Annotated in this window: 19 protein-coding genes and 1 tRNA gene; 9 read left to right on the forward strand and 11 right to left on the reverse strand. The window is 46.0% G+C overall.

The window, feature by feature from the left end:
• Positions 1 to 41: 41 nt before the first annotated feature.
• Positions 42 to 989, reverse strand: coding sequence for a chemotaxis protein CheV (locus tag H5336_RS03095; RefSeq protein ID WP_185231308.1), 948 nt, complete (start codon positions 987 to 989; stop codon positions 42 to 44).
• Between the two features lie 255 nt (positions 990 to 1,244).
• Between H5336_RS03095 and flgA the strand changes: the two genes are divergently transcribed.
• From flgA to H5336_RS03110, 3 genes are all read left to right on the forward strand, one after another.
• A complete protein-coding gene (gene flgA / locus H5336_RS03100) occupies positions 1,245 to 2,015 on the forward strand; it encodes a flagellar basal body P-ring formation chaperone FlgA (RefSeq protein WP_185231310.1) in 771 nt (256 codons plus the stop codon).
• Between the two features lie 137 nt (positions 2,016 to 2,152).
• Positions 2,153 to 2,476, forward strand: a complete 324-nt coding sequence (gene flgM, locus H5336_RS03105) for a flagellar biosynthesis anti-sigma factor FlgM (protein ID WP_185231312.1) — start codon at positions 2,153 to 2,155, stop codon at positions 2,474 to 2,476.
• A 209-nt stretch (positions 2,477 to 2,685) separates the two neighbouring features.
• The gene (locus tag H5336_RS03110; protein WP_185231314.1) at positions 2,686 to 3,183 is read left to right on the forward strand and encodes a flagellar protein FlgN; all 498 of its coding nucleotides are present in this window, start codon (positions 2,686 to 2,688) and stop codon (positions 3,181 to 3,183) included.
• Positions 3,184 to 3,199: 16 nt separating this feature from the next.
• Here H5336_RS03110 and H5336_RS03115 read toward each other — a convergent pair whose 3' ends face one another.
• Positions 3,200 to 5,230: a M13 family metallopeptidase gene (locus tag H5336_RS03115; RefSeq protein WP_185231316.1), complete on the reverse strand. Its 2,031-nt coding sequence runs from the start codon at positions 5,228 to 5,230 to the stop codon at positions 3,200 to 3,202.
• A gap of 209 nt (positions 5,231 to 5,439) precedes the next feature.
• On the opposite strand from H5336_RS03115, the gene H5336_RS03120 reads away from it, so the two are divergent.
• Positions 5,440 to 5,515 (forward strand) — tRNA-Arg (locus H5336_RS03120).
• Positions 5,516 to 6,026: 511 nt separating this feature from the next.
• Here H5336_RS03120 and H5336_RS03125 read toward each other — a convergent pair.
• The 3 genes from H5336_RS03125 to H5336_RS03135 all read right to left on the reverse strand — a co-directional run bounded on the left by H5336_RS03125 (position 6,027) and on the right by H5336_RS03135 (position 8,885).
• Positions 6,027 to 6,392, reverse strand: coding sequence for a carboxymuconolactone decarboxylase family protein (locus tag H5336_RS03125; RefSeq protein ID WP_185231318.1), 366 nt, complete (start codon positions 6,390 to 6,392; stop codon positions 6,027 to 6,029).
• 54 nt (positions 6,393 to 6,446) lie between these two features.
• Positions 6,447 to 7,019: a disulfide bond formation protein B gene (locus H5336_RS03130; RefSeq protein WP_246439010.1), complete on the reverse strand. Its 573-nt coding sequence runs from the start codon at positions 7,017 to 7,019 to the stop codon at positions 6,447 to 6,449.
• Between the two features lie 480 nt (positions 7,020 to 7,499).
• Positions 7,500 to 8,885: a sigma-54 interaction domain-containing protein gene (locus H5336_RS03135; RefSeq protein ID WP_185231320.1), complete on the reverse strand. Its 1,386-nt coding sequence runs from the start codon at positions 8,883 to 8,885 to the stop codon at positions 7,500 to 7,502.
• A gap of 154 nt (positions 8,886 to 9,039) precedes the next feature.
• On the opposite strand from H5336_RS03135, the gene H5336_RS03140 reads away from it, so the two are divergent.
• Entirely contained in the window at positions 9,040 to 9,435 is a 396-nt protein-coding gene (locus tag H5336_RS03140) for a NifB/NifX family molybdenum-iron cluster-binding protein (RefSeq protein ID WP_185231322.1), read from the forward strand.
• Between the two features lie 28 nt (positions 9,436 to 9,463).
• The gene (locus H5336_RS03145; RefSeq protein WP_185231323.1) at positions 9,464 to 10,294 is read left to right on the forward strand and encodes an MBL fold metallo-hydrolase; all 831 of its coding nucleotides are present in this window, start codon (positions 9,464 to 9,466) and stop codon (positions 10,292 to 10,294) included.
• Between the two features lie 175 nt (positions 10,295 to 10,469).
• Here H5336_RS03145 and H5336_RS03150 read toward each other — a convergent pair whose 3' ends face one another.
• On the reverse strand, positions 10,470 to 11,363 hold the full coding sequence (locus tag H5336_RS03150; RefSeq protein WP_446697314.1) for a carbohydrate binding domain-containing protein: 894 nt from the start codon (positions 11,361 to 11,363) through the stop codon (positions 10,470 to 10,472).
• Here H5336_RS03150 and H5336_RS24000 point away from each other — a divergent pair.
• From H5336_RS24000 to H5336_RS03160, 3 genes are all read left to right on the forward strand, one after another.
• The gene (locus tag H5336_RS24000) at positions 11,362 to 11,754 is read left to right on the forward strand and encodes a glycine zipper domain-containing protein (protein ID WP_446697315.1); all 393 of its coding nucleotides are present in this window, start codon (positions 11,362 to 11,364) and stop codon (positions 11,752 to 11,754) included. The genes H5336_RS03150 and H5336_RS24000 overlap by 2 nt on opposite strands.
• A 246-nt stretch (positions 11,755 to 12,000) precedes the next feature.
• Positions 12,001 to 12,969, forward strand: coding sequence for a transposase (locus tag H5336_RS03155; protein ID WP_185231327.1), 969 nt, complete (start codon positions 12,001 to 12,003; stop codon positions 12,967 to 12,969).
• 205 nt (positions 12,970 to 13,174) lie between these two features.
• Positions 13,175 to 13,327: a hypothetical protein gene (locus H5336_RS03160; RefSeq protein WP_185231328.1), complete on the forward strand. Its 153-nt coding sequence runs from the start codon at positions 13,175 to 13,177 to the stop codon at positions 13,325 to 13,327.
• Positions 13,328 to 13,713: 386 nt separating this feature from the next.
• On the opposite strand, the gene nadS is transcribed toward H5336_RS03160, so the two are convergent.
• The 5 genes from nadS to H5336_RS03185 form a co-directional block, all read right to left on the reverse strand.
• A complete protein-coding gene (gene nadS, locus H5336_RS03165; protein WP_185231330.1) occupies positions 13,714 to 14,004 on the reverse strand; it encodes a NadS family protein in 291 nt (96 codons plus the stop codon).
• Positions 13,994 to 14,317 (reverse strand): type II toxin-antitoxin system RelE/ParE family toxin, encoded by a 324-nt coding sequence (locus H5336_RS03170; protein WP_185231332.1) that lies wholly within the window; start codon positions 14,315 to 14,317, stop codon positions 13,994 to 13,996. Before H5336_RS03170 ends, nadS begins: the two co-directional genes overlap by 11 nt.
• 1,971 nt (positions 14,318 to 16,288) lie before the next feature.
• On the reverse strand, positions 16,289 to 18,826 hold the full coding sequence (locus tag H5336_RS22835) for an RHS repeat domain-containing protein (protein WP_185231334.1): 2,538 nt from the start codon (positions 18,824 to 18,826) through the stop codon (positions 16,289 to 16,291).
• Between the two features lie 18 nt (positions 18,827 to 18,844).
• Complete coding sequence (locus H5336_RS03180; protein ID WP_185231336.1) at positions 18,845 to 21,058, reverse strand: hypothetical protein; 2,214 nt, start codon at positions 21,056 to 21,058, stop codon at positions 18,845 to 18,847.
• Positions 21,059 to 21,122: 64 nt separating this feature from the next.
• On the reverse strand, positions 21,123 to 23,525 hold the full coding sequence (locus H5336_RS03185) for a fibronectin type III domain-containing protein (protein WP_185231338.1): 2,403 nt from the start codon (positions 23,523 to 23,525) through the stop codon (positions 21,123 to 21,125).
• Positions 23,526 to 24,091 lie beyond the last annotated feature (566 nt).

The following is a 24,091-nucleotide window of genomic DNA, read 5'->3' on the forward strand; positions in this document are numbered from 1 at the left end:
AATTGCCTAGCTCAAAGGGGTATTGAATATAATCTGTGTCACTATTCGACACTCTCGCCTTCTTCATTGAGTTGCTCAATGCGTTTGTTCACTCGGGTTGCTAACTCATCTGGATGAAACTTGGCAAGAAAATCATTAGCGCCAACTTTTTTCACCATTGCTTCATTAAACACACCACTAAGCGAAGTATGTAGGATTATATGTAAATTCTTCAATTCGTCGCTGGCACGAACCTCTGCGGTAAAAGTATAACCATCCATTTCCGGCATCTCGATATCCGAAATAATCATCAGCAGTTCATGGTAAGGATCTTTTCCGTCTTCAATTAATCCCTTAAGAAAATCCAACGCCTCACGACCATCTTTTCGTAATGTCGTTTTCACGCCTAAGGACTCAACCACCTTCTGTATTTGCTTTCTCGCAATGGTGGAATCGTCAACGATTAACACGTGCTTACAAACAACGGTATCGCGCTGAGCATCTTGAATAACATCTGCACTCACTTCGGCAGGAAGTGGCGACACTTCAGCAAGAATTTTTTCTACATCAATGATTTCGACCAGCTTACCTTCAACTTCTGTTACCGCCGTGAGATAGTTTTCCCTTCCCGCGCCCCTAGGTGGAGGGTGAATATCACCCCAGTTCATATTCACAATACGTTCTACGCCTTTCACCAAAAAGCCCTGAGTAGATCGGTTGTATTCGGTGATAATGACAAAACAATTTTGAATATCCTCTAACGGTTTATAACCGGTAGCCTGACGTAAATCCATAATGGGTATGGTACCGCCGCGTATATGCGCCACGCCTCGTACAACGGGGTTACGCTTAGGAATTTCACTTAAGGGCGGGCACTGTAGGACTTCTTTCACCTTAAATACGTTAATGCCGTAAAGTTGCCGACCACCAAGGCTAAACAGCAATAGCTCTAAACGGTTTTGTCCGACAAGTTGCGTACGTTGATTGACGCTATCTAATACTCCAGCCATTGGAGGCCCTCTTCACATTACAAACAATTATTTTGGACAAACAACATGCCATTTTTTTGGCGCTCAGTAATTTAGGCCTCGCACATTCGTATTTTTTAACTAAAAACTGGCAACTATTGTTAATCTCATGTGGGCACAGCAATTGCAGCTCCGTATTGACTTACCTGCTACCGTCAGCTTTCTGGCAGCAACGCGGAGGCGCTGTAATACCTACAGCATAGGCCAAGAATTATCACACGACGGAGTTTTTTCACCATGACTCAACACGCTATATTGACGCGTACGGTAGACAAAATTGGCTTTAACCACAGAATGATGGGCACTCTAATTGCGCTATTAATTTTATTTTCTGTGCAAACAGTAACGGCTGAAACCCGCTACGCGGCGATAGAAGATATCCGCCAAAATGTACAACAACACTTAGAGCGCTATTTTCAGCAGCGCTACCCGCAGCTGCGGGTGGGAGAATCATTAAAGATTAAAACCGGTAAGCTCGACCAGCGACTGCGCCTAGTGGACTGCACGCTTCCTCTGGAAATGGAAATTCGCGATTTGCCACAAAGTGCAAACGTTACGGTAAAAACCCGCTGCAACGGCGTTGCCAAATGGACCATTTATGTACCCGCCACCCTCGAGATCTGGCGCCCGGTAATCGTCGCCAGCCGAAGCCTGGCGCGCGGCACTCAAATAAGTGCCGACGATATAACCCTAAAAACACTGAATACTGCACGCTTAACCGGCGGTTATGTCAGTGAGCTAACGCGCATTGAAGGCCTTGAGCTCAAGCGTCCGTTACGGGCGCTAGAGGTCATTAAGCTCAGCAATGTTAAGCAGCCTAACCTCGTCCACAAAGGCGACACCGTTGTTTTACAGGTCAAATCTACAGTGCTCACGGTCGAAACCGAAGGCACAGCGCTCTCCAACGGAGTAATTGGTGCTCAGATACGCGTACGAAACGAACACTCTCGGCGAATTGTTAACGGCAGAGTGGTCGGCCCCGGACAGGTTAGCGTCGCCATTCGCTAACACGGCTTAAGGGCGTTCAAGATGAACATTCGATAATTTTTTAGTCATTAGGGCTAAAGATTCTTGAATACCGGCCGAAATACTCATTGATGGCGTAATATGCGTCTCTACAGAAGTAACTTTATTAGGTGATTCCCATGGTCATTGAACCTGGCAACAGCTTTAACGCAAATAGCTCCACCGCCGCTGGCACAGGCAAAAGTCGGCACTCAGGGCCTGCCGTACCCACTGGCAAGCAGGAGAAAACCGATGCCCAAGGCTCGAACGCGCATTCCCCCGACAGTGTTTCGCTGAGTAGCGCTGGCCAGAATCTCGCAAAACTCGAAGCAGAGCTAGCACAAGCGCCTGATGTAGACGAAGCCAAAGTAGCCGAAGCACGTACAGCACTTGCAAACGGCAGCTACACCGTTGATGCCGAGACTATTGCCAGCAAATTACTCGACCAGGATGCTTTGCTCTAAGCGTTATCCCCTTCACCGGAATATGCAGCGCGCACTTCGCGCGCAGCTAAACCTTCAAGAACACAGTAAAATCCCCTTCAGATTATCCCGCCGAGCCGATTAAACGATAAGCTATTGCCCGTCGGCATAGTTTTTGCCCGTTTGTACCAGAAGGGCAGAATATTGACATCTGTCCTAAACTCAAGAGCAACCTTCACTGGAGATCTGCCATGAGTGGGCAAATATCACCTCAACAACTTACGCAACAATTGCAGTCCGATATTCTCGCCTGCGAAACCCTACTGGGCTTACTGGAAAAAGAGAAAACAGCACTGAGTTCGAGAGATGTTGATGCTATGGACGGAATCATCGAGCAAAAGGCCGAACAGCTAACCAGCCTTGAGGCCAGTGCTCAGCAACGCAGTCAGTGGAGCCGGGACTACCTTGGGCAAAGCGGGTCTGACCTAGAGGCATTGAAACAGGCCTGGGCCAACATGCTGACTAGCACTGGAACGCCCCAGCTGGTGGAGCAATGGCAAAAACTCAAGGATTTGCAGATTGCCTGCAAACAAGCCAACGAAGTAAACGGTAAGATTCTGGCTCGCAATCAAAAAACCTTTGGCCGATTACTGGAAATTGTGCGCGGACAAACGGCCGCACCGAACCTATATTCGGCTGCCGGAAAATCTACCAGCGGCCACATATCCCAAAAGGTCGGCGAAGCCTAATAACCCTAATGTTCGACTACCAGATACGAACACGCTCCTCTTCGGCTAAGTAAAGGCCATCACCTTCTTTTACATCGAATACGGTATAGAACGCGTCTAAGTTTCGGAGTACGCCGTCCACCCGATACCGCCCAGGCGAATGCGGGTCGGTTTTCACCTGCTGCTGCAAAGCCTCATCCCGATACTTGCCCAGAAAAACTTGAGCCACTCCCAGGAAGAAACGTTGCTCACCGGTTAAGCCGTCGATAACAGGAGAAGCTTTACCGTTGAGTGATTTTTGCCAGGCTTTATACGCAATGCTGAGGCCCGCTAGGTCACCTATATTTTCCCCCTGAGTCAGCTCACCATTTACTTTTACACCAGGTAGGGGCTCATAGGCGTTGTATTGATTAATTAATTTAGCTGTCAGCTTTTCGAAAGCCACTCGATCTTCATCGGTCCACCAGTTGTCCAGCTTACCTTGGGCATTAAATTTAGACCCTTGATCATCAAACCCGTGGCCAATTTCATGGCCAATAACCATACCAATGGCGCCATAGTTAACGGCATTATCGGCGGCCATATTGAAAAACGGTGGCTGTAAAATCGCCGCCGGGAAATTAATTGTATTTTGTATCGGGTGGTAATAGGCGTTCACTACTTGCGGGTTCATACCCCATTCGCTTCTATCGGCCGGCTTATCTAATTTAGCCAACTCAAAATCGTGATTCCAGCGTGTGGCGCTCGCTACATTTTCCACTAAATTATCGGCCGAAATTGAAACGGCATCGTAGCTTTTCCAAGTATCGGGGTAGCCAATTTTAGGCAAAAATCCGTTTAGTTTGTCCTGTGCTTTTTGCTTGGTTGCGTCACTCATCCAGTCGATTTCTTGGATGGACTCACGGTACGCAGCAACTAAATTGTCTACTAATTCCATCATGCTTTGCTTATAAGCAGGAGGAAAATAGTGCTTAACGTAGATCTGTCCAACCAGCTCCCCCAGATTACCGTTCACCAGCGAAACACCGCGCTGCCAGCGGGGTAAAGGTGTCTCCTGCCCCTTTAAAACTCTTTTATAAAAATGAAAATGAATAGCGTAAATATCTTCACTCAGTAACGGAGCGGAATCGGCTAATAATCTTAACTTTAAATAATCACGCCAAATACCGAGGTCTGTATTGGCGATAATAGAATTTAACGCTTCAAAGTATTCTGGCTGTGCCACACTCACTTGCGACTGCTTTGCAATACCGGCTTCGTTTAAATACGGCGCCCAATTGAAATCCCCCATAAGAGTATCGAGTTTTGCGAGTTCGTATTTATTGTCCCACTTGTCGTACTGCCGGTTTTCCACGGGGTTGCGCTGATGTTCGGCCAAAGCTTTTTCGAGGGCGTAAACCTTTGCCACCGCATCCGCAGGGTTCTTGTGCTCCAACAGCGTGAACACCTCCTGTAGGTAAACCTGATAGGCGTCAATAATGCCTTTGCCTTTTTCGGAATTGTCGAAATAGTAATCACGATTTGGCAGGCCCAGACCATCCTGCAACATAAACATGACATAGCGGGTGGGGTCTTTAAAGTCTTCTATTACCCCAAGCGCTATGGGCGAAGTAACCTCCACACGAGAGCTGTAGCCAAAATAAGCCGATAACGCTTTATAGGTTTTAATCTGCTCTATTCGTGAGAAATAGGGTTCCAGCGGTTTTAACCCGACAGCATTTAAGCGCTCCACATCCATAAAACTGGTATAGAGGTCACCCACTTTCTGGTCTGCTGAGCCGATAGCGGCTTTTTCCGCCGAAGCCGATGCTTCAATTATGGCGCGCACCTCGGCATCGACTTTATCGCGTAATATATCGAAAGCACCGAAGCGGGTTTTGTCAGCAGGAATTTCTGTTTCACGCAACCAAGTACCGTTGGCATAGTCATAAAAACTGTCTTGCGGGCGGGTATTGGTATCCATATAGGACAAATCAATTCCCGACTCAACCGCTGGAGGCATGTCCGCCTTCTGGTTACAGGCTGCGAGAACTGTGATGGTAAGAAACAAAAACACCCTATATTTCATGCAAAACTCCTGAGCGATTAAGTATATTGTCGACGCAAATTTTGGGGTAAGTTTTAGCCGCCCTATAGCCTCATTTATTGTTTATTCTTTGGCATTTGTTTAAACACCAATTGTTTAAATGCCAAGGTATTTGCTATATTAGCGACCCGCTGGCTATGCATTCTACAGAACAAGCTGGCCAAAAGTCTAAAAGCGGCTCTGAATAAAACGTCCCCATCGATTAACAGGATAAATCCCGCGCCTCCTAAGCGCGTGCTCCAGGTTCGAGTCCTGGTGGGGACGCCACAGCTTAATTTTCACACACCACCTTTTACTGAAAACCCTCGTAACCTACTGTTTTTTATGCGGTTTTTATTCGACACCAGGTTCCCAATGTCTCTCAATAATGCTTCCTGCGCCCATTCATCTGGGATACTTTCGGTACTGCTTCAAGCTTGGGGGCATGATGAACCCCACACTTTTACTTAACAATAAGCGGCATACAGGGCTTGAGGCCAAGCAGGTAGATCGCCTCATTTTTCCTGCAGTGGATAAAATCAGTTAATAGGCCCACCAAAAATGACCGTATTACTTTTATGTCTTTTATTAACCTATACAACAAAACAAATAGATTAATCCGGCGTTGACTTTTTAACCCACAAATCATGATGGTAAGACCCCTCTCGCAGCAATTTTGCTCCGCAATTGGGACAGTGTTCCTGCTGACAGGGGACACTTTTTGTATGCTCTGATACAAAATCACATTTCGGGCAAACGCATTGCCCCTCAGAGCCCAGTTTTCGACAGTGGTTTGATTTCATGTGACACCTCCAGGTTCCTCGTTTTGTTCAAGTTGGTCAAATGCTCTTAAGGCATCCGCCGCATGCATAAGTGAAGGCCCTCCTCCCATATACACGCCCATTCCTAACACCTCTCCTAGCTCCTCGCGAGTTGCGCCCAAATTCTTCAAGTTTTTCACATGAAAGGCAATACAGCCATCACACTGCTTAGAAACACCAATAGCTAACGCGATAAATTCTTTTATTTTTTCAGATAGAACCCCATCTTTCAGTGCATTTTTGGATACGGTGTAAAAAGCGTTGATGGTGTCAGGTTGCATTTTTTGTAGTTCGCGTGTGTATTCGCGAATGTCGTTACGTACATGACTGTAGTTAGTCGTCATAAAATATCTCTTAGTGATTTTTAAAAAAGCATGAATGGATATCTATAGGGATCATTACAATAGTATTTTGGCGGGCATTGGCCGAGTAAATTGCCAAGCATTTATCAGCGCAAAGGCAATAAACGACACTAATGTCCAACCAGGAATACTGATACCCCATAGCGACCAAACCACTTCTGCACAGTCACCATCGCCCTGTAAAATTACTTTTAGTGCGTCCATTAACGGTAAGGTCTGAAATAAATACGCGATGCCCGAGCCGCAAGCGGGAACAAGATGGTCCGGTAGGCTTTGCAACCAAAGATGCCTTAGGGAAATAGCTCCACCTGAAAGGGCAACAACAGCACCAAGCCCGGCATAAATACGCCCCCCCCTCTTTTTAGGTGCATGGATAAACGCTAGGAGTGCCAACAGCCCTACAGCCATCACAAACACACGCTGAGTTACGCAAAGTGGACAAGGGGTGAGGTGCAACACTTTTTGGAAAAAAAGCACAGCTATCAATACGGCACCAGTACTGACCAGTACAATCAGTAAATTAATGCCGCGAATAGACGTGCACATCGAGTGTAGTTTTTTGTAATGCACGACAAAGTGTTCCGCAGAAGGAACAATCGATTTCTTCATTTAGGCACACCCGCTCTAAAGCTCGTGTAGTTTCATTATCCAAATCGATTACATCTCCAATAAACGACAGGAAAGGTAACGATATCCGATCATGAAAAATACTTTACAAAAAATATGCCAACCAGCAACACATTGGCCAAGCCCCTATAGCGGGTGGTGTAACAGTAAAATCTAGCTTTTAGTATTGGTTAGCCGCACGAAACAATCGTGCAAAACACCCGATTGGAATTCGACTATGGAACTTTAGACTATGGAACGCATATGGATGAAAGACAAAATAGCCACGTGTTAGCCAGCACCTAAAGTCAAAATGGCCATGGCGTAAAAACATGGTATTTGGGTATACGGATAGTCGAAACGGACCTTTTTCTATTCTAGAAAATAGTATGAAAGCACTAGTGATGACCGCGTATCGCTAGCAACAGAGAAAAACACATATTTGTTTGCGAACAACGATTCCACATACGCCCTTTCGTTATACTAATGGCCTCGCCAAACCAACTTCCCACTAGCCTCACCCGTTTTTTTGGGTATCTCAATACCGGCTTTGCGTATTTTTCGGAATAGAGTACTGACGTTTATTCCCAGCTCATCAGCAGTTTTCTTGCGATTGCCATCATTACGCTGAAGCGCTTCGTTAATAAACAGGGTTTCCAGCTCGGCAAGCGACATGAGCGAATGGGATTCGCCGTCTTTACCTGAAACTGGCCGCAATTCTGGGGGAAGGTGATTCAAATGTAACAGTCCACCGCGACATAGCACAAATGCCTGTTCGATAATATTTTCCAGCTCTCGGATATTCCCAGGGAAATCGTGCTCCATTAGGCGGACCATCACTTCACTGGAAACACCGACAATATCTTTATCCTGTAGCCGATTGAACTTAGTAACCAAGTAATCCACAAGTAAAGGAATATCTTCGCGGCGTTCAATCAGCCGTGGCAGCATCAAATGAACCACTCGAATTCGGTAATACAGATCTTCACGAAAACGGTTTTCGTTTACCTCCTGTAACAGAGATTTATTCGTGGCTGCAATGACACGTACATCAATAGGGTGCGTTTTTACACCGCCTAGAGGCTCAATAACGCGTTCCTGTAAAACGCGCAACAAACGTACTTGCATCGCTGGCGAAATATCGCCAATTTCATCCAGAAAAACCGTACCGCCCTCTGCTAGCGCGAAACGCCCTGGCTTATCCCGACGGGCATCGGTGAAGGCCCCCGCTTTATGTCCAAACAACTCACTTTCTAAAAGGGTATCGGGTAAGGCTGCGCAATTTATAGCAATAAAAGGTTTTGATCGGCGCGGTGAAAGGTTGTGAATTGCCCGTGCAAAAAGCTCTTTCCCGGTACCACTTGGGCCCTCTATCAGCACCGTGGCATCGCTGTCGGCTACAAGCGGCACCACATCAAAGAGTTTGTTCATTACCGGGCTGCGACCAATAATATCTTCAAAGGTATAGCTACCATGTAACTCTTTACGCAACTGCTCAACAACGGTGAGGTCTTGAAATGTTTCAACGCCGCCCGCAATATTGCCAGCGCTGTCTTTTAACAGTGCAGTAGAAATGCGAATGGGTACCTGCTCCCCCTCTTTATTCACGATATACGCCATCGCATTGAGAATAGGCGTTCCACTGGACATGGTGCGCCGTAACACACAGTTTTGCTCACAGATATTCGCTCGAAACACATCGCAACAACGACTGCCTATCGCCGCTTCTCGTGGAATGCCGGTAATCTTTTCCGCCGCGGCGTTAAATGCTGTTATCCGCCAATCGTCACCAATGGTAAACACCCCCTCGTTTACAGAATCCAGAATGGCTGCTTCACGCTGTTGAGTAGAATTTACGTGGGAAGACACATCAATGCTCCTATAAACCCGAGAATTAGCGTATGGCAAATTGCCTCCACTGGAACAGCATATTAATGCAATTTGCACGATTACAATTGGAGTAGCATCAAGCACTCTTCATTATTGCCGCTAATAACGCCATTTATCATCTATGGCATATAAGATGCACGTACGTTCAGCGAACGCAGGGAAAACTGAAGAGGGCTTTCGCGTGAGAATTGCAGTACCCTATTGGCAGCATCATATATCCCCAGTACTTGATGCTGCCGAAACCTTGCTTATTGTTGACATAGAAAACAACAAGGTCGTTGCTCAGCACACACTACACGTAACACATGAGCAACCTCGTGCGCTAGCAAGCGCTTTAGCTCATGCTGACGTCAAGCTGCTGATTTGTGGTGCGCTTTCCAAGTCCTTTTCCAGTGCCCTTAATCACGCTAAAATTCATTCCATTACGCAAACACGTGGAAATATCACCGAGGTGATTTCGGCCTACATAAACAAACAATTGGCACAGCAACGATTTTTGATGCCAGGTTGCAATGAACGATTTAAATAACGTCTAAACCGACGATGGAGACCACGCATTGCCAAATTTAACGCTCACGATTTTGGTGGACAATTCCACACAGCAGCGCGGCTTACTTGCAGAACATGGACTGGCCGTTTGGATAGACACCGGCAGGCAAAAAATATTATTTGATACAGGCCAAGGCCTCGCGCTGAAACATAACGCCAAACGTTTGGGCATTTTATTGAGTACCGCTAATGCCATCGTCCTCAGTCATGGCCACTACGACCATACAGGCGGCCTTCTTGAAGCTTTAGCGGGCACCGATGGCCAGAAAGTGTTTGCTCATCCAAAGGCATTTAACAGTAAATATACTGGGCAAGATAAGCAAGAATCGCGCAGTATTGGAATGCGAGAAACCACACGCTACGCCACTCAAAAAATTGCCGAAAGACATTTGGTAGTAACCCCCACCGCAATTGCTGACGATATTTGGTGTACCGGGCCGGTACCGAGGCACAACAGTTTCGAAACTGACGACAGTCATTATTTTACCGACAAGTCTCATAGTGAAGCCGATAACCTAGAAGACGACCAAGCGATGTTTATAGAAACCAAAACCGGTACGATTGTATTACTGGGCTGTGCTCATGCAGGGGTTATAAACACTCTGGAATATATTGATGAGCTTACTTCCGGCGCGCCCATGCGGGTTGTGCTTGGCGGCATGCATTTGCAGCACGCTTCACCACAAAAAATCAACGACACCATTACCGCACTAAAACGTTTTTCGATTCAGCAGCTTTCGCCTTTTCACTGCACCGGGTTTAACGCTATGTGCCAATTGTCACAAGCATTCGCGGAGCAGTTTCAATGGGTTGGTGCGGGTTCACGACTGAGCTATTAGAGCGGTTGGTATGGGCTTTAGGCACCTCTACTACTTTCTTGTGGCCTGAAGAACCTTATTGCCGAATACTTTTCGGGCACCCAAGCTAACACTAATAACTTAACCAACAGCCTGTGTTTGCAAAAAAATCCCCGCAGAAGCGGGGATTTTTCGAGTGGTTGAAGGTAAGTGCCGCTTATTCTTTCAACGAAATTTCGTCAATATAGTAAGTGACATTAGAAGCGCCCAGATCTAACACCAGCCGTGTGGACGTACTATCGGCAGTAAACCCCCAGGTGATATTTTGCCAGTCTGTACCAATGGTTGTGTCTGGCCCGTATTGAGCATCGGTGGCACCGTCTGTGTTTGTTGAAAAGCGAACAACACCATCGGCTACTGCACCTTTAATCCACATGCTTGCGGTGTATGCTTTGCCCACTTCAGTGGTTGCGGCATCGCTAACAAACTGTACTTCCCAAGCGTTTCCTCCAGGGGACGCTGCCTGCAGGGCTCGACTGCCGCTATGAACTTCGGTTGTAGTAACGGTTAATACCGTATCGCCGTTCCATTTACCCCAGTTAGTAAATTCACCTCCGTCACCCGTTTCCAGATCGCTGTTTAACAGCAGCTCAGGATTATTTTCTGGGCAGACACCAGCGAGCGCAGTACCACCTTCGACTAATGCGATATTGTCGATAGTGTAGGTCACGGAAGATGCGCCCAAGTCGAGTAGTAGACGGGTATTGGTGTCGTTAGCGGTAAAGCTCGAGGTGATCTGTTGCCAATCCCCAGTGGCAACGGTTTCATCCACGCCATATTGCGGGCTCGCACCATTTAATGAGAATCGCACAATACCATCGGCCGCGTCGGCCTTAATCCACATCGAGGCCGTGTATTGGGTATCGGCAACCATGGTGACTTCATCGCTAACAAACTGCAGCTCCCAAGCGTTTCCTCCGCTACTTGCTGCTTGCAGGGCGCGTCCGCTGCAGCTATCGGTAACGGCAGTTAAATTCGGCCCACCGTTCCACTTGCCCCAGCTGGTAAATTCGTCACCATCTCCCTCGTTAAGGTTACCATTAGAGAGAATGCTGGTTGGCTCTGCTGTTGGTTCAACTGTTGGTTCAACTGTTGGTTCAACTGTTGGTTCAACTGTTGGTTCAACTGTTGGTTCAACTGTTGGTTCAACTGTTGGTTCAACTGTTGGTTCAGCTGTTGGTTCAGCTGTTGGTTCAGCTGTTGGTTCAGCTGTTGGTTCAGCTGTTGGTTCAGCCGTTGGTTCAGCCGTTGGTTCAGCTGTTGGCGGCAAGGTGGGGGAAGGTATGATGTCGTTTGAACTGCCGCCGCAAGCGGTAAGTATTGTAATCAAACTTACTAGGATTAGGTTTTTCATTCAAAAGTCTCTCATGCATGCAAGGTTGTTTTTTAATCATAATGGCATCATGAATACCCTAATTCAAGCATTAATTAAGACTAAGTAACCATATTTTACAATTTGCACTAATCATATTGCCTTAATCACGCTGATTAGCTAAGTATCTCCATTTGACCGCTCGTGTCGGCTTGGCCAAAAGGTGTTCACTCTGACTCTGCAGCCAAATTACGAGCAAATTACGAGAGCAAATTACGAGGAAGAGCAAATTACGAGGACACCCACTCGCCATTGACATCATACCGAACATCCCCTACGATTAATGACTGTATTTATACACAGTTACGGTAAACCCATGACGACGGCACGGAAGCATCAAGTCTCTATCAGTGACACGCCCTATTATCACGTTATGTCCCGCTGTGTTCGCCGCTCCTACCTCTGCGGTACAGATATTCATACCGGGCAATGCTACGAACACCGGCGCGAATGGATTGCAGAGCGTATTCGCTTACTCTCCACCATTTTTGCTATCGATATCTGCAGTTACGCCGTAATGAGTAACCATTACCATATCGTAATCAAAATTGATGCCCAGGCACCGCAAAGCTGGAGCTTCGACGAAGTCATTCAGCGCTGGCTATGCTTATACAAAGGCCCTTTTTTGGTACAAAAATATCAAAAAGGCGAAACCTTAGATACGGCAGAACAACGCGTACTCGAAGATACTGTAGAAGATTGGCGTACACGCCTTGGCAGCTTAAGCGAGTTTATGCAGCAACTTAATCAAGTCATCGCACGACAGGCGAACCAAGAAGAACGCTGCACTGGCCGATTCTGGGAGGGGCGATTTAAATCTCAAGCCTTATTGACCGAGGAGGCACTGTTAACCGCTATGGCCTACGTGGATTTAAACCCCATACGCGCAAAAATGGCCGAGTCACCCGAAACTTCTGAACATACCAGCGTTCAAGAGCGAATAAACCCTCACTTTGAATTGAAGCAAGCTTTATCCCACAACCCTGATATCAACCCTCACCACTTCAGCCGCTTTATCGTTAAAGAATTAGCCGTTTTTGAGGGGAATATGCGGTCCGACATACAACACGGCGTATTATTCGATATCAAAGATTACCTCACGTTAGTGGATACGACTGGCCGTATTCAGCGTCAGGATAAGCGTGGTTATATCGCTAATGAATCTCTACCCATTCTACAACGGCTAGGTATCGGAGCTGACGAATGGGTGGATAACACGCAGAAATTTGAAGTGATCTTCTATAAAAAATTCCATTATAAGCGGCGAGATAAAAACGTCGCTTAGTCCTTTTAAAAAAATCACTGCAATTAAAACGGGTTTAAGCTAGCCATGCTCTGCCTATAGCTCAAACTGACCAGTTCGTGCTCGTACGCGCCACTCTTCCAGTATTTACAGTTATCACCCTAAAACTTTGATCTTTCGGATTTCCCCCATTGGGTTTTTCGCAAATTCTCTAAGAGTGGGTGTCCCTGATGATTAGGTGTCCCTGATGATTAACAACACCATTACCGCACTAAAACGTTTTTCGATTCAGCAGCTTTCGCCTTTTCACTGCACCGGGTTTAACGCTATGAGTCAATTGTCACAAGCATTCCCGGAACAATTTCAATGGGTTGGTGCGGGTTCACGACTGAATTATTAGAACGGCTGGTATGGGCTATAGGCACCTCTAATAATTACTTGTGGCCTGGAATATTTTATTGCAGTGTTGGCCAACTAGCGCTGTAATCAGGGCCTTTCTCTATGATTTTTATGCATTAACAGGTAAACCCTATAGGTGCATAAGCAGCTTGAAAACCCTCGTCTAGCTCCTATAAATCAAAGTAATTCACGAGCGATTCACGAGGAGAGCGATTCACGAGGACACCCACTCGACATTGCCAACCTTCCAGTATTTACAGCTTTTACCTTCGGATTTTGATCTTTCGTGTTTCGCCCAATGGATTTTCTACAAATTCTCTTAGAGTGGGTGTCCCTCCTGGCTCCCTTCCCTCCTGGCTCCCTAGCTCGCATCCCTCCTAGCTCGGCTTACCCATGCAACGCACGAACGGCTAGCTCCGGGTCGGCATCCAAGATTCTAAGCAAGGCTTTGGCGGGGCCGGTGGGGTGTCGGCGGCCTTGTTCCCAGTTTTCCAACGTCCGCTTGCTAACGCCGATTAACAGCGCAAAGCGATTCTGGCTTAAGCCCACTTTTTCCCGGATCAGTTTAACTTCGGGTTCTGGGAACTCGGTCACTCTGGCAGCGGCGTTTTTCCCTTGGACGATCTCGTCCATTTCTTGCACACCGGCCAGCAACTCATCGAACATGTCATTTTTCATCTGACCACCTCTCTACTATCGTTTTTAGGGCTTTCTTTTGATCTGATGTTAGGTCTTCTTGCTCACTTTTTGGATAAACATAAAGCATGTATATCTGCTCATCTTCCGTCATCCAGTAGTAAATAGCCCTAACGCCACCACTTTTCCCCTTGCCTTCAAGCTTCCAGCGCACCTTTCTAAGACCGCCAGTACCTTGGATAATTGCCCCCATATCAGGGCGGCTCACCAAGGCCTCTTGAAACTCTTTGTATTCGTCATCACCCATCAACTCTTTGATTCGACGGGTAAATACGCTTGTTTCTATAATTATCATAGCTCAACTATACGCCAATGGCGTATATATTCCAATATTTTAATCATTATGATCCTCCACTAATACTGCAGCCAAGGCGTCTTTGGCTTCTAGTTTTGCTGGATGTGTCGCCGCGTGGATTTCCTGCAACTTGCGGATACTCACATGCGTGTATATGTGTAGTGGTCTAATGACACCGGACACATTGATAAGAGAACAATCCTTCGTATTTTACTCAATGGATTTTTCGCAAATCATCTAAGAGTGGGTGTCCCTTCTAACTCTTCTTAAACTGCTTTGTAAACTCACTGCAATTAAAGCGAGCTCACGCTAGCCAGGCTCTGCCGATGGTTTAATCAGCGTGATTCGTGCTCGTACGCGCCACTCTTACAGTATTTACAGTTATTACCTTAGGATTTTGATCTTACGTGTTTCGCCCAATGGATTTTTTACAAATCCTCTACTGGTGGGTGTCCCTTAAACTGCTTATCCTTCGTATTTTACTCAATGGATTTTTCGCAAATCATCTAAGAGTGGGTGTCCCTTCTAACTCGTCCTTTTAAAAAAATCACTGCAATTAAAGCGAGCTCACGCTAGCCAGGCTCTGCCGATGGTTTAATCAGCGTGATTCGTGCTCGTACGCGCCACTCTTACAGTATTTACAGTTATTACCTTAGGATTTTGATCTTACGTGTTTCGCCCAATGGATTTTTTACAAATCCTCTACTGGTGGGTGTCCCTTAAACTGCTTTTCCAAAAAATCTCTTCCCATTCTGCAACGGCTAGGCATTGACGCTGACGACTGGGTGGGTAACACGCAGAAATTTGAAGCGATCTTCTATAAAAAATTCCATTATAGGCGGCGAGATAAAAACGTCGCTTAGTCCTTTTAAAAAAATCACTGCAATTAAAGCGAGCTCACGCTAGCCAGGCTCTGCCGATGGTTTAATCAGCGTGATTCGTGCTCGTACGCGCCACTCTTACAGTATTTACAGTTATTACCTTAGGATTTTGATCTTACGTGTTTCGCCCAATGGATTTTTTACAAATCCTCTACTGGTGGGTGTCCCTTAAACTGCTTTTATCTTCTATAAAAAATTCCATTATAGGCGGCGAGATAAAAACGTCGCTTAGTCCTTTTAAAAAAATCACTGCAATTAAAGCGAGCTCACGCTAGCCAGGCTCTGCCGATGGTTTAATCAGCGTGATTCGTGCTCGTACGCGCCACTCTTACAGTATTTACCTTAGGATTTTGATCTTACGTGTTTCGCCCAATGGATTTTTTACAAATCCTCTACTGGTGGGTGTCCCTTAAACTGCTTTGTAAACTCACTGCAATTAAAGCGAGCTCACGCTAGCCAGGCTCTGCCGATGGTTTAATCAGCGTGATTCGTGCTCGTACGCGCCACTCTTACAGTATTTACCTTAGGATTTTGATCTTACGTGTTTCGCCCAATGGATTTTTTACAAATCCTCTACTGGTGGGTGTCCCTTAAACTGTTTATTTGGATGTCCTTTTATTTTCAGATCCAAGTATGGTTCTCAATATAGACGCTACTACGATGATGATTCTTACAACTTAAGGCAATAAATGGCTATTACCCCACAAATTTCTCATATGGTAAACAGCCACCCCGAAAAAATATGAATTGACGCTAAACCCAAATATTGCCATAAGCACATATTTCCGAGAATGAATTTTGTTTATTCTAACCAATGAAAATACACCGACAACAACTCCCGAGACAATTACTATTTGCAATAGCGTCCCCCAAACGTAAAAAAAGGTTGGATTATTCAAAGGAATAAAATATGTCAATATGAACCTATGAAACAAAAAAAATATTGAAATAAAAAATGTTATTTTTGCAGAAATTCTACCCTTGCACTCTTGATTATTACTGCTGACATTGGTTTCTATCATACCGGCTACCACCATCAATATTATAACGCTTGAAAATCACCAAACATAGAATCTAGATATGCAAAAACTTATAGTTTACTAGGATCGCCAGGTAATTCGGCTTCTCTTACCTTATTATCCTTTTTTATCGCCTTTCGAGCATCTGAAGTTAACGTTTTGCTGGCTTTCTTATTTCGAGCCTTTGAATCTTTAAAATCTTGGACCAGATCTTGTACATCTTCTATTGTGTCCACGACAGCAACTGCCAAAGGCCCTGCCTCTGCCGCTAGATCTTTTGCGCTAGATTCATATACGTCTTGCATATCCTCCTTTCCCAATGCCTTGGCTCCCTCATCATTAAACCCTCTCGAAATCCCTGCACCTAATGAAGGATCCGGCTCCCAATTTGACGTCGACTGCATTAAGGCTGCACTTGCCCCCTTGGAAAATGTTGATACTGCCTTATTCATGGCCTTCACCTGTGCTTTAGTCAGCGGCTTTGCATTAAGACCAATCCCTTCCTTGCCACCTGGATCAACCATATTCACCGGATCATTCCCCACATAAGCATAAAGATTCATCTGATCTTCATACCCAACCGGATCCGTTTGCAAAAACCGTCCAATCTCAGCCCGATACGCTCTGGCCCGATAGTGATACAACCCCACCTCTGCCAGCCATACCTGGCCGGTATAACCAAAACGGCCTTCGTTTAAATCTCCCGAAACACCATAGGCATCATAGGTATTAATGTATTCCACGCTGCCATCCTGCCGGGACGATGCTATCACCGAGCCCTGATGGTTTGTATGGAGGTAAAGCGTATCGCCATTCGATTCATAACTGACCAACGGCGTACCCACAGTATTCCCGTGTACATAATTGGCATAGGTACCATTCGTACGGTACTCGGAAATAATCACATCGCCGTCGTACACAAAATTAGTAATACTGCCAAAAACTTTATACTGTGCCAAACGGCCGCTAGGGTCGTATATAAGATCGGCAACTGCCCCACTGGCATGAACAACCCTTACCAGCCTGTTTTCTTTGTCGTAGGCGTAGGTGGCCTCCTCATCCTGCGTAAGGTTGCCGTTCTCATCCCAGGTGTAGTTAACGCCATTTACCGAGGTATATTGGTTAAGGCCGTTAACGCTATAAGCCCCCATATTGCCAAGGCCATCCAGATGGTGGTACTGGCTGTTGCTTAATGCTTTGCTGTTAATTTGCGACGCCGCGTTATACTCAAAGCCTAAAATCAGGTCGTCACCATTGCTGGAAAAATCGTACCCAATATTGTCAACGCGTGAGGCGTGGTCATAGCCAAGCGTTGTAGTGGTTGCAGCGTTCCCGGTAGTTTTCCATTCCAACAAGCCCGCCGGGGTATAGCCGAAACCGACAACGGCTTGCGCACCTTTGGTAATAGTGGTGAGCTGGTCTAAGTGATTGTACCCACGGGCAATGGCTGTTCTGTCATGGTAGCTTGTATCTACTTTATTCCCGTTTTTATCGTAGGTGTGCGATGTTGTATATACTCCGCCTACGTTGCTTTCTTCTGCAATAATTTCGCCAAAGCCACTGTATTGATTTTCTACACCAATACCGTCGTGGTTGGTGGCGCCGTAACTGCCATACATGGCATAGAGCTGTAGGCCCCGCGTATCGTAACTGTAGAAAACATCTTCCGCGAACGGGTGGTTAGCGGGTTTTACGGGAACGTCCTTTTTTTCCATACGATTCAATGCATCGTACTGGTAGTTAAAAACACTGCCATCCCGCTTACGAAAACGCTTACGGTTGCCGTTTAAGTCGTACTCATATTCTTCATAATCATCTGTGTTATGCGCAAGCCCTGCATCCGGGTCTGGGAAATACCAACGATACAATCTGCCAAATTCATCGTATTCCATTTTGGCGGTATTTTGATTGGCATCAGTAACGGTTTCTTTGTGGTATCCGTTATAGGTGTTTTTGACATACAACTGTTCCAGGCTTGTACCTACAGCACGGTGTTCTTCCAGTATGTTATCCACATCGTCGTAAACATATTGCGTGATACGGTCTTGACCGTGCTCACCTTCCGCTCCCAATACACAGGCTCCACCACTGTATACGCTATTATCGTTTTCCGCAGGCTGCAGCGAGGGCGACAGCATTTGCTGATTCATCCGAACCGCTTTACACACAACTCGACTTTTTTCATCGTAACTGTACTGGGCAAGGTTTAAGTAGTTGCCTGAATTATCGATAGCGCCTTCAGTGCGCTTTCTACCGTATTGGTCATATGTGTACTGGGTGCGGCCAGTCGACGTAAATGGCCACTGACTAGGGTCTTGCGCTTCGCCTGCCCACCCCGTTAAATAGCCTTCCTCGATTAAAAACAATAAGGTGGTGCGCGTATCCTGGCCACTTGGGTCGGCATAGAAGTACCGTTTCGCAGGCCGGTCTTGTTCGTCACTACTGGGGCTAGGGCTAAATTCCCCCACTAACAACCCAGAAGGTGCATAGCGTTTTACGTACTTGAAACTGGCATTTTCTTGTGCAGCGTACAGTGCATTAAACGGCAAAAAGAGTATAAGACCAACCAACGCACGGAGATTTAAAGAATGGATAGCTTTATTTAACATTTTCTATTTTCCTCTTCCTTAAGGACATGACGCAGCGTTGGTACTGGAAAGGTTACCCTTGGGCAGGGTTACACCAATTTGATTGCCGTAATTGTCATACTCGTAGCATGTCACTCGGGTTTCTTGGGCACCTGCATGATTGTACGCAGTAACGCTTTCGCCTCGCAGCAACAGGTTGTTAGCCTCGCCACCCTCTTGCGGCCCATAGTGGTAGTCTTTTTGAACCAGATCTTGCGCTCCACCAGCACAGCCTACACTGCCACTTAACGCGTTAGAGGTGCGGCAGGACCACTCCTGCTTTAATAGCCATATGCCGTCATTGGCTTTCTGCATAGAGGTGCTTGTTTGATGTTGGTTATATTGGAAAAAGGTAGCAAAATACTCTTCCCACACATAGGTTGTTTTAGGGCGCACGCTTGCGCCGTTAATCTTTATGGCTGGCTGAGTAACGGTTTCCAGCTGACCCGATTCGGCGTGGTAGGTATAGTCGGTTTGGTTGTTGTTTGCGTCTTTAACCCACAGGGGTTTGTTACAATACCTGAAATTCGTATCGTTACAGGTATCTGGATAGTCAGCCTGGCTTATATTAGTACCCTTGGAGGTAATGCGAACAAGATTGCCACGGCCACCGTCATCATCGCCGTAAATATAGAGTTTAGGTGGCCCGGAAATAGGCGTGTGCGATGTCACAAAATTACGAGAGCTTTCTTCATAAATAAACGTTCCTTTTTTACGCAGGACAACTCGCTCAAGCTTACCCGGTAAGGCGTTGTATAATTGAACCCTGTTGCCCGCGCTCTCCCGAACGGTATTGTAACCCCAATGACTGCCGCTGAAGGGTTCACCATAAACACGACTATAAGCCCTATTAGTGGCATTAGTGAGCCGGCCGGTTTTGGTCGATAGCTTCCAATACCACTGCGCCAAATGCATTCCGGGTCCGCCCCCCGGTGAAGGGCTAAACATGAAGCCATCGTTTTCATACTGGTAAGTGATATCAATAACACTGCTATTAGCTGATCTTATACCGACCAATCGTGGCGCGAACCGCTCATCGCCGGGATGCCGGTTTAGGCAATACTCAGAAATACCTTCGTCTTCGGGCTGGGTGAAATAACAGGCGTCCTTAGTGTTGTAATGGTAATCGGTTACCCCACCAAACTGGTTGGTAACGGAAAAAACATTTTCTGCTCCATCGCTATAAAAGGAGTCCGGCGCAGAAGCTGGCCATGCAAAGCTGGCCGTGGGCCAATCTTTGGTAGTGCAAGCCTGGTCGGGTGCACAGTCGTTGTAGGCCAAATTGAGCGCGGATATTGATTTGGGGTTGTCTGCCCATGCGGTATAGGTGCTGGACTTATCATATTTCAGCATAAAACCGGTATTGGTCCAAACTGCACTGTGGTCTACGTAAATTGAGAAGCCATTAGGGTAAGTGATGGTGTCGATTCCTGCCTTACCCTGCAAATATTTTATCTCGACCCCATTTGGATTTCTCCAGACTAAATCTCCGTTTGCCATATATTTTAAAGAATGCCTTTTATCGCCGATTGGTACAAAAGTATAAGAGTAATCCGATGCATTGATTTCGATAAAGCGCCCGATTAATACATCATTCTTTTTGAAGGCAAAGTCCTGGCTACCTACAGGGCCGGAGACGCGAATAACAGGCACCTGCCTAATTTGAGTTTGGCCTTCTACCAGCTCAAAATTCAGAACACCATTGGAGTCTACTTCCAGGAGCCCATCCTGATGTTCATTCAGCATTGTGAAATGTGGCATGCCGGAAAATTTGTCTCGATAACCTTTTCCGTCGTTAGCATCAAAATGGTTCGCAAATAATGAAATGCTGTGACTCAGCCCATACTCCCCACCAATTGCAACAGTATTTAAACTCTGACTCACTTCTCCTGTGGCCATATTCACGCCCATGAAATCAGTTACCTCCACATCCGGTGGCGCGATAACAGCTTCTTGCACCGCATAAGCCGACAGAGAGAAGGCGGAAAGAATAAATGCCGTAGCGCACTTTTTCAAATTCATTGCACGCTTTTCTGCCTTATATCTTGTTGGGCGACTAGGTGCCATTTTTATCAATTTTGCGTAGTTGTATGCGCACATTTTTGATCTATGGCCACCTGAATCGCTGCTTGAAAATTTATGTTTGAATTCGGCTTTTATGCTGTTGACGGATGCCACTACATATTCACTTGTAATTCGGAGAAAGACACTCATTATCTGATCCTTTGAAATTGTATATAGACTTACGAGCACACAATGGACTAACGCTCGACCCCAACTAAAAGCTAACGCTACTGCTACAGCCAAATTGATTACATGCCTGTAAATAAATTGGCGGATATGCTTGGGGATCTTTCACTATAGTAATTTCTGTCGTTCTCCCTCCATTTATGGTCATGGTAGTTTCACCGATTTCATCTGTGTATTTAAAAATGTAGTGCGAGCTGCCTGGAGCCTGGCCCCAACTAGCGATATACATATTTGGCGCAGGTGTACTAATGGCTAACCCAGTTGGTTTATCTGGGCTGGAGGGCGCCGGGCAGTCTTCGCCGCCACCACTCTCTTTGAGCGCTGTGCGGTTGCCTGCTGGGTCGTAGCAATAACCTGTTTTTGTACTCCCATCCTCCTTCACTTTAACCAAACGGCCCAATGGGTCGTACTGATAAGTGATATCGACAGGTTTGATGACCTTGGTTTTGAGTGTTGCAGTTCGCTCACTGGAGCACGCTTCAAGGCCCCCCGCGCTCACACATGCTCTAACCCGATGTTCGTACACGCCTGCAGATGGAACAGTAAACGTTTCGCTTGTTTTATCTCCAGTGTAGGCCAACGACCATTTTGTATCGGGGCTACGCCTGTACTCCAGCTGGTAGTAATGAACTTCGCCGCTAGCAGCCCCCCAACTTACTGTATGCTCACCATTGCTCGTGCCTGGAGGGGTAATACTGGAGGGCATACCGGGCTTAACGGCAACATTTATATAACTTACTCCACTGTAGCCAGTACAGCCAATATTGTTACAGGCTCGCACTTTGTAACCGTAACGCCGACTTAGCTGGCTACTGTAACCTTTGGTGGTAGCCCCGCTGTTCTGCGCCTGACTAAAACTTCCACCATTAATATTTTGCCGTAAATCGTAGCTTGTCGAATTTGAAATTGAATTCCACGAAACGGGATAACTGCCATCGCTATCGCTACCGGCCAGAGTTATCACCGGTACGGTATTCGGTGCTGCTACAACGGTATTCCCCGACGCTTTTTCACCGGAGCAGTTCTCGTAACTACCCTCGTACCTACAGGCTGCCACTTTATGGCTATAGGTGCCGGCGCTTAACCCTTCAAAGCTATATGACTTATTTGACCCAGTGTATATATTGGTCCAATTTGAAGCGCTACTTTTTTTATAGTACAGCCGATACCTGTTTGGAGAACCGCTTGCAGACCCCCACGTAATTATGTAGTCACCATCATTGGTTGGCGGAGTATCAATACTGGGGGGAGTGCCAGGGGCAATTGCTACACTAATCTCTTTGCTGCCCGAGTACCCGGAGCAACCAATATCATTACACGCTTTCACCCGATAAATGTATGTACTACTCCCCTTTGGGGGAATGCTTAGCTGCGTTGCGGTTGTACTTGAATATTCAAACCAATTGCTATCGCCAACCTTTTTTTCCTGAAGAATATAGGATTTGGTATTACCTATCGAATTCCAGTAAACCGTGTAACTACCATCGCTATCTGTTGAAGCCAAATCAATAGAGGGCGAAGAAGAAGGCTTTGCAACGACGGTGGAACCCGATGAATACTTCCAAGAAGAGCAGGGCTCGTAGCCACTGACATTATTGCAAGCTTTAACGCGATGACGATAAGTGCCAGCAGCAATTGAAGGAAATGATTTTTGGCGTGACAAGCCGCTATAGACAGCGACCCAGCCCGGCGTGTTCACCTTAAGGCGCTCCAATTCATAACTGGTCACACTGCCAGAAGAGCCATTCCAGCCAATTGTGTAGCTACCATCGTTTGTGCCCGGCGTTTCAATCGAAGAAGGAACGCCGGGAATTCGCGCCACTTTTATTGACTTTATGCCTGATGCACCTGAAAAAGCATTGCCGTTTGCTGCTTCAATCCTGTAATTCCAAACGCCATCAGCCATCCCTGGTCGCAACCGCGATGTTATCGAAGCAACGAATTCACTTTTACCCCAGTTACCGCCTTGTTTCTGTTCATACAATATAAAATTCGTGGTATGCGTGGGCTTGCTCCAGGAAACCGTATAGGTTCCATCGGAATCTGTCGTCGCTAAAGATAAAGTTGGTACAGCAGGCTTAGGCAGGGGTTTTTGAACGTTAATCGAATCCAAATGCGTTGTTAGCGTGCCGTTTTGCGACCAATTTTTAAGCTTATAGTAGTAAACATTATTTTTTGATTTTACGATATTAAACGGGCCATAATTGTAGTAATTACCATCTACAATGGTTTTCCATACTCCGTTTTCTTGTTTTTCTTGTATTTGAAAAGTATACGCATCCTTGGAAACACTTATATTATATTCCCAGGAAGTCGAAGTGTCTGCCAGTATTAGCTTGGGGGCTGCCCAAGTGGGCATAGCAAAAACCACTACACCAAACACTAAAATTACGTACAACCCAAAACGTACTCCCTTGCTCTCTTCGAACATACGATTCCTTTTCAGTCTAAAATAATTTATTTTTCTCAATACCGAGACTCACTGTAGTGGTCGAGGCCACCTTAGCCTCAACAAGCACTTCAACCGAGGATTAAACAGAGAATTAAAACAAATGTCTACATTTATACTAATTTTCAGTGATTACATTTGGATAGCTAAAGATACCAAACACGATTTCACATTTTATTAATCCGGGAATCCAATAACCCACTGCAATGTATACTTTAGCGCAGGTTTTTCATCTACCATTTTCTAACGATTTAGGAAACCTACCAAATACTTAATTGCTTAACGACAGCCGAAGTAGTTGAAGCAGGGAGTAGCGAAACGAAATTAGTTTTTGATGCAAAATCGGTAGGGGACAAATTACTTTTCAAAAGCCCCTTTCAAAGCTGCATAGATATTTATTACTCTGAGCGGTTTAGAATTCTTGTTGAAGACTGCGAGTTTGCAGGAGTTAATTTTGATACGCGGTTGGCGAGCCCTTATTCGGCATAGGCAGCAGCAATATCGAACCCCTCCCCACAATTAATTTTTATTGCCTCGAAACCATTGGT

The sequence above is a fragment of the Teredinibacter franksiae genome (assembly GCF_014218805.1).
GTDB classification, from domain to species: domain Bacteria; phylum Pseudomonadota; class Gammaproteobacteria; order Pseudomonadales; family Cellvibrionaceae; genus Teredinibacter; species Teredinibacter franksiae.

What these genes read in the sequence shown, in the direction of transcription:
- H5336_RS03110 (WP_185231314.1), top strand. Translation starts at nt 2,686, where the DNA reads ATGAGTGGGCAAATATCACCTCAACAACTTACGCAACAATTGCAGTCC.
- H5336_RS03140 (WP_185231322.1), top strand. Translation starts at nt 9,040, where the DNA reads ATGCACGTACGTTCAGCGAACGCAGGGAAAACTGAAGAGGGCTTTCGC.
- H5336_RS03125 (WP_185231318.1), bottom strand. Translation starts at nt 6,392, where the DNA reads ATGACGACTAACTACAGTCATGTACGTAACGACATTCGCGAATACACA.
- nadS (WP_185231330.1), bottom strand. Translation starts at nt 14,004, where the DNA reads ATGAAAAATGACATGTTCGATGAGTTGCTGGCCGGTGTGCAAGAAATG.
- flgA (WP_185231310.1), top strand. Translation starts at nt 1,245, where the DNA reads ATGACTCAACACGCTATATTGACGCGTACGGTAGACAAAATTGGCTTT.
- H5336_RS03170 (WP_185231332.1), bottom strand. Translation starts at nt 14,317, where the DNA reads ATGATAATTATAGAAACAAGCGTATTTACCCGTCGAATCAAAGAGTTG.
- H5336_RS03155 (WP_185231327.1), top strand. Translation starts at nt 12,001, where the DNA reads ATGACGACGGCACGGAAGCATCAAGTCTCTATCAGTGACACGCCCTAT.
- H5336_RS03185 (WP_185231338.1), bottom strand. Translation starts at nt 23,525, where the DNA reads ATGTTCGAAGAGAGCAAGGGAGTACGTTTTGGGTTGTACGTAATTTTA.
- H5336_RS03095 (WP_185231308.1), bottom strand. Translation starts at nt 989, where the DNA reads ATGGCTGGAGTATTAGATAGCGTCAATCAACGTACGCAACTTGTCGGA.
- H5336_RS24000 (WP_446697315.1), top strand. Translation starts at nt 11,362, where the DNA reads ATGCTGGTTGGCTCTGCTGTTGGTTCAACTGTTGGTTCAACTGTTGGT.
- H5336_RS22835 (WP_185231334.1), bottom strand. Translation starts at nt 18,826, where the DNA reads ATGTTAAATAAAGCTATCCATTCTTTAAATCTCCGTGCGTTGGTTGGT.
- H5336_RS03130 (WP_246439010.1), bottom strand. Translation starts at nt 7,019, where the DNA reads ATGAAGAAATCGATTGTTCCTTCTGCGGAACACTTTGTCGTGCATTAC.
- H5336_RS03180 (WP_185231336.1), bottom strand. Translation starts at nt 21,058, where the DNA reads ATGAGTGTCTTTCTCCGAATTACAAGTGAATATGTAGTGGCATCCGTC.
- H5336_RS03160 (WP_185231328.1), top strand. Translation starts at nt 13,175, where the DNA reads ATGATTAACAACACCATTACCGCACTAAAACGTTTTTCGATTCAGCAG.
- flgM (WP_185231312.1), top strand. Translation starts at nt 2,153, where the DNA reads ATGGTCATTGAACCTGGCAACAGCTTTAACGCAAATAGCTCCACCGCC.
- H5336_RS03115 (WP_185231316.1), bottom strand. Translation starts at nt 5,230, where the DNA reads ATGAAATATAGGGTGTTTTTGTTTCTTACCATCACAGTTCTCGCAGCC.